10 protein-coding genes are annotated in these 10,337 nt (G+C 41.8%); 4 read left to right on the top strand and 6 right to left on the bottom strand.

Translation table 11 applies throughout. The features are described 5' to 3' along the window. Positions 1 to 322: 322 nt before the first annotated feature. From ACIFSR_RS34575 to ACIFSR_RS34565, 3 genes are all read right to left on the bottom strand, one after another. Positions 323 to 1,228 (bottom strand): AraC family transcriptional regulator, encoded by a 906-nt coding sequence (locus tag ACIFSR_RS34575; protein WP_339206065.1) that lies wholly within the window; start codon positions 1,226 to 1,228, stop codon positions 323 to 325. Positions 1,229 to 1,627: 399 nt separating this feature from the next. Continuing rightward, positions 1,628 to 2,152, bottom strand: coding sequence for a phosphotransferase-like protein (locus ACIFSR_RS34570; protein WP_339206063.1), 525 nt, complete (start codon positions 2,150 to 2,152; stop codon positions 1,628 to 1,630). Positions 2,153 to 2,504: 352 nt separating this feature from the next. Beyond that, positions 2,505 to 2,966: a GNAT family N-acetyltransferase gene (locus ACIFSR_RS34565; protein WP_339206061.1), complete on the bottom strand. Its 462-nt coding sequence runs from the start codon at positions 2,964 to 2,966 to the stop codon at positions 2,505 to 2,507. Positions 2,967 to 3,386: 420 nt separating this feature from the next. On the opposite strand from ACIFSR_RS34565, the gene ACIFSR_RS34560 reads away from it, so the two are divergent. Next, positions 3,387 to 4,217: a DNA-primase RepB domain-containing protein gene (locus ACIFSR_RS34560; RefSeq protein WP_430063767.1), complete on the top strand. Its 831-nt coding sequence runs from the start codon at positions 3,387 to 3,389 to the stop codon at positions 4,215 to 4,217. Positions 4,218 to 4,390: 173 nt separating this feature from the next. Here ACIFSR_RS34560 and catA read toward each other — a convergent pair whose 3' ends face one another. Both catA and ACIFSR_RS34550 read right to left on the bottom strand, forming a co-directional pair. Continuing rightward, positions 4,391 to 5,062: a type A chloramphenicol O-acetyltransferase gene (catA, locus tag ACIFSR_RS34555; RefSeq protein ID WP_430063765.1), complete on the bottom strand. Its 672-nt coding sequence runs from the start codon at positions 5,060 to 5,062 to the stop codon at positions 4,391 to 4,393. An 89-nt stretch (positions 5,063 to 5,151) separates the two neighbouring features. Beyond that, positions 5,152 to 5,790 (bottom strand): hypothetical protein, encoded by a 639-nt coding sequence (locus ACIFSR_RS34550; protein WP_430063763.1) that lies wholly within the window; start codon positions 5,788 to 5,790, stop codon positions 5,152 to 5,154. A gap of 335 nt (positions 5,791 to 6,125) precedes the next feature. On the opposite strand from ACIFSR_RS34550, the gene ACIFSR_RS34545 reads away from it, so the two are divergent. Both ACIFSR_RS34545 and map read left to right on the top strand, forming a co-directional pair. Next, the gene (locus ACIFSR_RS34545) at positions 6,126 to 6,710 is read left to right on the top strand and encodes a TetR/AcrR family transcriptional regulator (RefSeq protein WP_430063761.1); all 585 of its coding nucleotides are present in this window, start codon (positions 6,126 to 6,128) and stop codon (positions 6,708 to 6,710) included. A 7-nt stretch (positions 6,711 to 6,717) separates the two neighbouring features. Further along, positions 6,718 to 7,464 (top strand): type I methionyl aminopeptidase, encoded by a 747-nt coding sequence (gene map, locus ACIFSR_RS34540; protein ID WP_430063759.1) that lies wholly within the window; start codon positions 6,718 to 6,720, stop codon positions 7,462 to 7,464. A 501-nt stretch (positions 7,465 to 7,965) separates the two neighbouring features. On the opposite strand, the gene ACIFSR_RS34535 is transcribed toward map, so the two are convergent. After that, positions 7,966 to 8,823 carry a LysR family transcriptional regulator gene (locus ACIFSR_RS34535; protein WP_430063757.1) on the bottom strand — a complete coding sequence of 286 codons (858 nt, stop codon included), beginning with the start codon at positions 8,821 to 8,823 and terminating at the stop codon, positions 7,966 to 7,968. 129 nt (positions 8,824 to 8,952) lie between these two features. Here ACIFSR_RS34535 and ACIFSR_RS34530 point away from each other — a divergent pair, with 129 nt between their 5' ends. Then, entirely contained in the window at positions 8,953 to 9,942 is a 990-nt protein-coding gene (locus tag ACIFSR_RS34530; protein WP_430063755.1) for a zinc-binding dehydrogenase, read from the top strand. Positions 9,943 to 10,337 lie beyond the last annotated feature (395 nt).

The raw sequence follows: 10,337 nt of genomic DNA, 5'->3' as shown, positions 1-10,337 counted from the left end.
CAACCGTCCTCGGATTTCAAACCCCACACAAGCTGGGTTTCTATTATCTTCTTAACGAATTTATCAAAGCGATTTTCAGAATCAATTTTCAGCCCCAAATTATGCGACATAACACACTCCTTTGTGGTGTTTAATTTAAGTACCACATATTCCATTATCCTGCCCGTTAGCGTAACTACGAAGGGCTGCCACGTGGCAGCCCTTTTAGTCTTCAACTATCGTTTCCCGTTAGTTTAATGAACCATGCTGAAATGATCCTTGTGCAATCTTCGAGTTAAGAACATGCAGTGACCGGTCATGTCGGCAGCCGCGTTTTTCCATTCTATCCCTCGACCCTATACCATAGTTCACAATATTCGTAGCCATCTACGCTTGTACCATACATCTCGAAGTTGCCGCCATCTAAAATCGTAAATGTTGATGTTTGCAGCCATTCCGAAAAAATCCGATTCTTCAAAGACCGCAAATCATACTTGCCGCTGCCATTCCCATCATGTAAAGTTGAAAATACTGCCCACGTAGATGGTGGAACATCAACAACTGTATAACCATTCACCTTGCTATCGACCGCTTTGTAACACCCAATCAGATAAGGGAACGTCGTATTGTTTGTGAATTTATAGGAATCGAATGAAAAGACAGCTCCAAGTTCCTTGCTGAAACTGCCTTCGTCTCTCCAATCCCCGCTAACCGACTGGCATAAACGGTCCAACTCACCATTACTGCTGATGGTTTGCCAAACATCGGGGATCGATATGCCCTCCTCATTGGCAATAGTGTCGTAATGATAGATATCCTCCAGCCCATAAACTTGAAAAGCATCCCGTTTTTCAATCCGATAATTCATTCCAACAACTCCCTTTAATATGATTTGAAAGGAGATGCGAGGAAAGGCTCTTAACTCACTTTCAGCATTTCGCGCTAATGTAGGCGTCATTCCATGTAGATTTTGAAATGCTCGTGAGAATGATTCAGGTGTTTCATATCTGTACTTCAAGGCAATATCCATCACAGTGTTTTTTCTGTTCTTTAAATCAAATGCAGCAAGCGTCAGCCTTCTGCGCCTGATATATTCGGACAATGGGACATCAAGTACAAATGAAAACATGCGTTGAAATTGGTAAACTGAACATAAGGCGATTTTAGCGATTTGGTCGTAATCAATATCTTGTTCTAAGTTGTCTTCGATATAGCTGACAGCTCGATTCATTCGCTCTAGCCAATCCACGGCAATCCCTCCTTTCGTAAGAAGCATATCATCCGGTAGTTTATGTCGCCTGACTTTCCGTGCAAGATAATATCAGGTGGTAATCATCCGTATACAGAAGTCCTGTTTCCTAAATTGATTCCAGTCTTTATTAGTTTGAAGCGTCTAGTAGTATTTTTCCACTCAATTTTCCCCTGTCAAAAGAAGAACTATAATCCCTGGCTTCAATTGAATGCGCCTTTCATAATTTTATTTTTGCGTATCTTTCAGCTAACAGTGTATTTACGAACTTAACGAAAACTATCAATTTTGAAGTATTCGCGAAGTTATTGAACAATCCTGCCCGTTAGTGTAATGAAGCAGCCAATCATTGTGGTCGGCTGCTTCCGTTTTTTTATAAAACAAACGTTCCCCGATAGCTTAAACCTCGGACCTATCAAATAAATACTTTATAATTGAATCTGCACATTCTACTGAGGAATTTATGTGTGTATTGACAGTACAATTGTATTGTATATCTTTGGCCATAATATTATTTTGCCACTCAGATTGGTCTTCGGTTCTATCTCCACGTTCAATATTTCTTTGGCGACAAATGTCTAAAGGACAAAAAACTTCGACAATATAGAAAGGATACCCCGCAAATATATCCTTAACTTTTTCATAATGCGGTTTTAATTCGGGTCTTTCAACCAAAATTCCGTCTATTAGTACATTCTTACCATGGTCAGAAAATAGTTTAGCAGTATGATACATCATAATAATTGCATCACTTAAATATTTCCAATAATCTTCACGGAGATAGTTATCGCCTATTGTATTCTCAAAAAGGTCATTTGCAACAACATAAAAAAATTCATCTGATTTTAACTGTATAGCATCTACTATAGATGTTTTCCCAGCACTAGTTACACCATTTAGAAATACGATTTTCCCTTTTTTCATCTTAATATGCCTCTCTTATTCATGATCATCAAAAAAGAATACTATGATGACGGTGATTTCCTGATTAGTATAATATTTGCACCAAAACGTGATGATGTAAAGAACTGTTATAATTAATCCTGCCCGTTATTTTAATAAAAGACATGCTCTTAACATGACTAAAAAATCAAAAAACCCGACCTCACGAGGTCGGATTTCTTCATGGTATTGGTGGAGGCGAGGGGAATGGATACCTCTTATATACAGAATATTTCCTCCATCATATGTAAGTATAAAAATAAGCTATCGTTACCCGTAAGTTTAAGGGAGAGCGATAAATAAGGGACCTAAAGTTACAGACCACTAATTGAAGTTATTCATCTGTCCTGGAATCCCCTTCCACTTCCATAGACATGTAAACGTCTATGAGATCCTCACTATCAACTTTAAAACCAAACCGTTCATAAAGATGTCTAGCAGAACTACCTTGTAAGACATTTAATGTTATACGTTTTCCTTTTACATCATTTTGTTCAAGCAGTTTTTTTAATACTTGACTGCCGATCCCTCTACCTTGGTAATTGGGATGAATATAAAAATGTTCCAGTAAATACCCTTCAAGTGTCGGTTTAAAAGCTATGCAGCCAACGAAAGAAGAATCTACCTCAATGATCCAAGTATGAATACAGTCGAATGCATTACGAAAGCGTTGACGTACCTTCTCTTCATCAAACCTTCCTAACCTAGTTAAATCATTCCGTAGTACAATTGCCCGTAGATTAGCAATTGTCTCAACATCGGAATTTTGGGATTGGCACAGAGTAATCTGTTTCATCTAATGAAAAACAACTCCTCATTCTTTTATTAAATCAGCAAAAGTATTTAACTACCACTAATAATCCTTTTAGACGTGTAATGATTTTAACATTAATCTAATCTGCCCGTTAGTTTAATAAAAGACTTGCTCATAACATGTCTAAAAATCAAAAAAACCGACCTAATGAGGTCGGTCTTTTCCATGGTGGGTATGGAGGCGAGGGGATTTGAACCCCTGTCCGAAAATCACGCCACATAGGCTTCTAAGGGGGTAGTCACAGTTCTGATGTCACTCGAGCAAACGCTCCAGACAATTTTGTTAGCATATCTAATGTTGAAAAATGGGTACTGCCACTTACACTTGTGTACTCTTCCCAGAATATGATTGTTTAGAAAAGAACCGAAAATGTAACGCATGCTTTAAAGGAGATGTGGTTCAATGAGATATTCCAGAAATTCGAAAAGGTTCTCCAGTCACACACGCCATTTCATTAAAAAACTAGGCTGCAAGCAAAACGAACAACTCCATTTTATTTTAGTCCATGACGCTAAAAACAAAAACAAGAGATTCAGTTCTTCATCTAATCACCCAGCGATGACACTCCATAAACCTCTAAATCTACTTGAAAGGCTTACTCCTCAAATTACACTCTTTTCCAAGAGAAATAAACTCATACATGTACTCAGCCAAAATAAAAGAGGCTATGCCGTATTTATGGAGATCAATTACCGAGAAACAAGGGCTAGTGATTTCAAAAAAGTCAGAGCACAGTTCATCGATGTAGATCTAAACAAGATATCAGTACATTTAGACACAAAAGAACAAGTCAAGCAGATGATTAAATCCATTCAATCCGACCCTGCAGAACTGCTTCAATCTATTACAGTTAAAAGAAATAAGCAAGGTCAATATCATTTATTGGCACTTCGAAAAAAACAGAGAGTAGCAAAATTGAAGAATGCGTTTATAAAAAAATTCAGGAGTCAAATTAAAGATTCGATGATAATCGAAACGAAAAACGGATATCACATCTATTGGGTCCTTCAAAGCGGATCCGTAAACAAATTCGTTCCTATACAAAAAGCATTGGCCAAAAAATTCAGTTCTGATCCCATGATAACAAATCTATCAAGAGTCATGCGTATACCTGGCTTTTACCATATGAAAAATCCTAAAAACCCCTTTATGGTAAAGATCAGACAATTGGGTAGGAAAAAACCTTTTTCCCAAGAGGAAATTATTCATTCACTCGCATTAGAGTCCTTGTAATCAACTTATATAAACCAATCAAGCTTAGAACAGTCGATAGCATATCTAAGATAGCAAAAACCCCGACTTCTTGCGGTCGGGGTTTACATGGTGGAGCCGAGGGGAATGGATACCTCTTATACAGAATATTTCCACCATCACATACATGTGAAAAAATAAACTATAGTTCCCCGTTAGCTGAACGCGGTATAGTTTGGCAACCATTCCATGCAAGCATCTACACGTAATTGCAGCTCATTATACAGCATCCCGGCATGGTAACCGTCACAAACGGCATGGTGGAATTGCCCTGATAATGGCAACAGTATTTTCTCGTCATACTGAAAATATTTCCCCATTGTAAAGATGGGTAGTAAATAGGTTCCCTCATTATAGATGTTCAGGTTAAATCCAGTGAAGCTAACCCAAGGAATGCTAGAAATGGGGAAAGTGCCCGGTGGTTCGTTTGTTTTAGCGGCAAATTGTTTAACACTTCCATACTTTTTCATATCATCAAGATAACGACTGTAGAAATCATTAAAATCTTCACTGTACAAAGTCCATATGCTTGAAAAGGTTTTATCATCATCATGGAAAATTGTAAAGCTAGGAGATAAACGATCCCAATAACCTAATGTCCCATCTGCATTAAAACATGTGCGAAATTCATCGTGGCGGTTTACCACCGTAGTTATCATGTGGATTAGTGCTGGATACAGCTTTATCCCCCGACTCTTAAGTTCTTTCAGCAGCCGAGAAATGTCGATATTTGCCGTCATGCTAAAAGTGCATCTGACATTGTTTAAATAATGCTCAAAATAGGGTTTTCTACTCCAGTTATCAATGACAATCGGATTGAATTTCATTTATTATAACCTCCTAAAATGATTACTTTTTTCGTTTTAGGAGGTTTGATCCACTGCTTTAACCATATCCTCATCACAATCCCAACAAATTATTTTTCTACTGCCAGTTTTGAGAGAACCTGATCCATTTCATCAAAATGTTCTTTATCGCTTGAAGCATAGATCAAATCAAAACTATCGTTATTTTTCAACACTGTTATTATGCTGTCATTGTCATTCCCATAAAACTCGATGCCAATCCAATGCCGAAAGGAAATACCTTTATTATTAAAATGTTCACGAATAAAATCCAAGTCTGTTTGTTCAATAGAATAGAACGATTCACAGCCATATTCAAGTGCGAATACGCTTTGCAAATAGGCCATCGCATGAAAAAAATCGGTCAATGTTTCAAAATCCTTTTGCCATACCTTTTCATCGTAACTCATATAAACAGGGGGATTGGACCTGGATAAATCCTTCTTATGAATTCCCCAAACACAGACACGTTGATTCTCGCAATAAAAAATTAAATATTCGCTATGTTTGAAATATTGGAGTTGCTCGGGTTTGATCAAATGATCTTGCGTATGATTCAGCCGCTCGTCTTTACCGAGTTCCAAATAATAATCAATTAACACCTGAGGCAATTCACCAAAATTATTTTTAATAATTTGTATCTCGCCATGACTAAACCCATTTCGTTTCGTAATATGAAACAGCTTTTTAATTATTGCAAAATCAGTCATCCGCATCACACCTTATCCTTTTACAATACTCCATATATCCTCTTATCTGCATTTCTTCGTACAATTCTTTAGTGAGAAATTTTTTCTTTCCTCTTAATCTCATTTCGCTGACTCACTAAGTATACGGCTTGTAAATCTCTTTTGTTGCGCTAACCTTCCCATTAGTTTAATAAAAGACGTGCCCTTAACATGACTAAAAAATTAAAAAACTCGAATGTTTTTAACTATAAGTACATGGACGTTATGAATATAAAAATGTTGCGGATAAGTGCCCATTGCGTTACTATATTTATATCGACAAATTTGCAGGTCTATACAAGGAGGTTCACGCACCCATGTGCCCTCGTACCAAAGAACAAAATGAGCTCATCCGCATGCAGCGCAAGGAACAGATCCTGGACGCCGCCGCGCGCACCTACTTCCACACGGGTGGCAGCTTTGATATTCGCGACGTCGCCCGCGAAGCCGAGCTCGGTTACGGCACGGTATACCATTATTACCCCAACCGGCATTTATTAATAGAAGATGTGCTCGGCAGCGGCTTCGAGCGATGCGAGCAAGCCCTGACAGAATGGGCAAACACCTGTGTCGACAGCCCGGATAATAGGCAGCTGTTGACTTATTGCAAGGCACTGCTCCGGCTGTGGCAGTCGGACGCCCGCACATATCTTGTCTACAAAATGGCGGCGGAACATTATACAGGCTTGCCTGCGAAGGATCAGCACCCCACAAAGAGACGATTCATGGAACGGCTGTATGTTCCGCTCCAATCGATCGCCCAGCGCGAAGACGACAGCGTCGACCATATGCTTGCCGTGCTGGTCGGCTGCTGTGGGCTGCACTACTATGCGGGCACTTCCGAGCTGGACGTCGATCGAATCGCCAAGCTCGCGATGCAAGCTATTACGAAGGAGTCCTGATACGAATATGGTCATTTTAAAAAGCAAACATGAAATCGAGGCCATCCGCAAGGCATGCCAAGTGGTGGCCGAATGCCATCGCACGATCGCCTCGCTCATCAAACCAGGAATCACAACGAACGAGATTGAGCGTATCTTCGAGGACATTATCTTGAAGCATGGCGCCAAGCCCTACACAAAGGGCTACAAGGGCTATCAATATGCGACCTGTGCATCTGTCAACGACGTGATCGCGCATGGCTTCCCTAGCGATAAGCCTCTTGAGGAGGGCGATATCGTGACGATCGACACGGTCGCAGAGCTCGACGGCTGGCTCGGCGATTCGGCCTGGAGCTATGCAGTCGGGAACATATCGCCTACGGCCGAGAAGCTGATGCGTGTCACGAAGGAATGCCTTGACATCGGCATCTCGCAGGCGCAGCCCGGCAATCGGCTCGGCGACGTGACGAGCGCCATCCAGCGGCATGCCGAATCGAACGGCTTCGGCGTCGTGCGCGACCTTCTCGCGCATGGCATTGGCCGGGATCTGCACGAGGAGCCGAACTATATGCATGTCGGCAAGCCCGGCAAAGGCCTCCGCATCAAGGAAGGCATGGTGTTCACGATCGAGCCAATGATCACCGAAGGCACCTACCACATGACAATCGATTCGGACAACTGGACCGCACGGACGCTGGACCGCAAGCTCGCCGCCCAATACGAGCATACGATTGCCATCACGGCTGAAGGTCCACAAATCTTGACCGCGCAATAGAATAGTTAGAGGTCGACCACGAGATGGTCAGCTTTTTTTAACGTATTCGGCATAGCATCTTTCTACTCAGATTCAAGCCGAAGCAGGATCGAGATGAGACTGCTAGCATTGCACAATCACATGCCAGTACGATGAATTCATCTCCGGCGAACCGTGTGAAAAAATCGAAAACGCCAACTGAATCGGACTATAACCGGGTCAGTTGACGCAGTGCAAGTTCTCCCACTTGACCGCCATTGGTGTCGTTAATCGAGCATTTCTGTCCTTTATTGCAACTGTGGTCCCATTGCGTTATTCTTCCCGTTAGCTTAATAAAAGGAGTGCTCTTAACAAAACTAAAAAATCAAAACCCGACCTCACGAGGTCGGGTTTCTTCATGGTATTGGTGGAGGCGAACCGTGGATGAGCAAATCCACAATTCGCCTCCGCGTGTTGCTTAGATTGTTTAATGACATGGTCTAGCACTAACACTCGACCCTATCGATCGTTGCGGGTTAACTATTATTGCTTAGCTTTAACTAATTGTATTAACCTTGTCAACGCGCTTGAGTAAATCGAGTCATGTCTATGCACAAACCATACATGCAAATCTCGGTACTCTTCAGGCAAGCGATGGGAAGCAATTATGCCCTTTTCTTCCGCCTTAGCAATCGATGATCGTGGTAGCATAGACACACCGAGCCCAGAAGAAACCCCATCTAGAATAACTGCTAATGTACCAAATTCCATAATCTGATATGTGGTCAGACCAGTTCCTCTCAGAAAACTCTCCGCTTTTGCCCGATGCGTACATCCAACGTCAAAGAACAACATCGGCTTCGTGAGCAACTCATACATGTCGCTTTTTCCCGGCTCAGAGATCAGCACCAACTCCTCTTCAAAAGCCGCGACATGTTCTATATCTGGATCGTCAACAGGACCATAGACGAACGCTCCATCAAGCTCGTAAGCCAACACCTTTTGTAAGAGAGCATGTGTCACACCCGTAGTGAGCGATAAATTAACATCCGGATATCGTGATTGATATTCGGCCAATAGAGGTGTCAGATGAATGACCGCAGTCGTTTCAATGGAACCTATCCGAAGAAGCCCTGCAGGTTGGTCCGAGTATTGTGTGGATTTCACAGCCTCATCCATCAGAGTCAGTATTTTATCCGCATAACCCAGCAAATTCTCGCCAGCCGGAGTTAGCGCCATCCCTCGATTGGATCGCCGAAAAAGGGGGATTTTCAACTGAGCCTCAAGATACTGAATTCTGGTCGTCACATTAGACTGTACATAGTTCAACATTTGCGCAGCCTTGGTTATGCTCCCCTCTCGAGCTACAGCTTGAAATATTCTTAAATCTCCGCTTTCCATTTCTATGTCACCTGCTTGGTATGATCATTTATGATACTCACATTCGGTTTTGTTCATTTTACTGTATGATTCCCTCTCTGTACAATTCAAAATAGATTCATCGAAATACGAATTACTGGAGGAGTTAGGATGAAAGCAATCGTACATGCTGGGATGAACGGCTTGAAGGGCTTAACATATGAAGACGTTATTGACAAACAGCCGGGCTTCGGCGAAGTAAAAGTAAGGCTGAAAGCTGCTGGGTTGAATCATCGAGACTTATTTCTCATGGCGGATCGAACAAATAAGGATGCTTCCCTAATTATAGGTTCTGACGGCGCGGGTAGAATTGAAGTGGTAGGTGAAGGCGTAACAAACCTTACAGTAGGTACCGATGTAATCATTAATCCATGTATCGGATGGGAGATCACCCAAAATGTCCCGAGTGTTCCAGCAATAGTGGGCGGTCCTTCGGATGGTACATTCGCCGAGTTTATCATCATCCCTGCACAAAATGCCGTCAGCAAACCAGCTTACTTGTCTTGGGAAGAAGCTGGGGTGTTGCCCTTGTCTGCCTTGACGGCCTATCGGGCTTTATTCACCAGAGGTCGCTTACAGCAAGGTGAACATATCCTTATTCCAGGTATTGGTGGCGGTGTGGCGACTTATGCCATGCTTATGGCTTCAGCGGCGGGTGCACGAGTCAGTGTCACATCACGCAGTGAAACAAAAAGGAAAGCTGCTCTTGCACATGGAGCAGATCATGCCTTTGACAGTCATAGTGATTGGAAGGAAAGTATGAAGGGAGAAACAGTAGATCTCATTCTTGACAGTATCGGGCCAGCGACGTTCCAACAGTACTTTGATATCATTAAGCCAAATGGCCGTATCGTTACGTTTGGAGCAAGCTCAGGAGATCGAATGGAAATAGCAGTACGATCCATATTTTACCCACAAATCAGTATCATCGGCACCTCAATGGGAAGCAGTGAAGAGTTTATTGCTATGCTTCAATTTATGGAACTCCACTCGATACGTCCTATCATTGATAGTGTGTATCCTTTACAAGACACCCTTCAAGCCTTTCAGCGAATGCAACAGGGGGAGCAATCTGGGAATATTGGAATAAGAATGGATTGAGACTTTGAAAATAGTAATCGCCGATCTAATCCTCATTACAAAAAAATGGACCTGAACTTCATCAACAGCTTCATCACATAAAACATATCGTGTGTGATATTCATTCCGGGAAATTGTTTACCAATACCTTGAATAAACGCTTCTTAGTTCAATCCCATAAAAGTCATGGCCTGTATCTCCACATTCGTCAGGGACAGCTTACTCTTCGTTTCTCTACAAACAGCAAAAATCCACAACCTCTTGCGGTTGTGGATTTACATGGTGGAGGCGAGGGGGATCGCCCCCCCTTTATATACAGAATTTTTTCTCAGTGCATTCTCGTGTTAGAAATATAGTACTGCTGCATAGCTCACTGAACTAATGTTCTCCGTTAGCGAAATGATTCAAAGTTCTTT

This window comes from Paenibacillus sp. NRS-1760 (assembly GCF_050467785.1).
Lineage (GTDB): Bacteria > Bacillota > Bacilli > Paenibacillales > Paenibacillaceae > Pristimantibacillus.
The sequence above is the reverse complement of the archived record's forward strand: the minus strand, read 5'-3'. Positions and strand labels throughout refer to the sequence as shown.

Coding starts and splice junctions, on each gene's coding strand:
- ACIFSR_RS34570 (WP_339206063.1), bottom strand. CDS start 2,152: ATGAAAAAAGGGAAAATCGTATTTCTAAATGGTGTAACTAGTGCTGGG.
- ACIFSR_RS34565 (WP_339206061.1), bottom strand. CDS start 2,966: ATGAAACAGATTACTCTGTGCCAATCCCAAAATTCCGATGTTGAGACA.
- ACIFSR_RS34560 (WP_430063767.1), top strand. CDS start 3,387: ATGAGATATTCCAGAAATTCGAAAAGGTTCTCCAGTCACACACGCCAT.
- catA (WP_430063765.1), bottom strand. CDS start 5,062: ATGAAATTCAATCCGATTGTCATTGATAACTGGAGTAGAAAACCCTAT.
- ACIFSR_RS34550 (WP_430063763.1), bottom strand. CDS start 5,790: ATGACTGATTTTGCAATAATTAAAAAGCTGTTTCATATTACGAAACGA.
- ACIFSR_RS34545 (WP_430063761.1), top strand. CDS start 6,126: ATGTGCCCTCGTACCAAAGAACAAAATGAGCTCATCCGCATGCAGCGC.
- map (WP_430063759.1), top strand. CDS start 6,718: ATGGTCATTTTAAAAAGCAAACATGAAATCGAGGCCATCCGCAAGGCA.
- ACIFSR_RS34535 (WP_430063757.1), bottom strand. CDS start 8,823: ATGGAAAGCGGAGATTTAAGAATATTTCAAGCTGTAGCTCGAGAGGGG.
- ACIFSR_RS34530 (WP_430063755.1), top strand. CDS start 8,953: ATGAAAGCAATCGTACATGCTGGGATGAACGGCTTGAAGGGCTTAACA.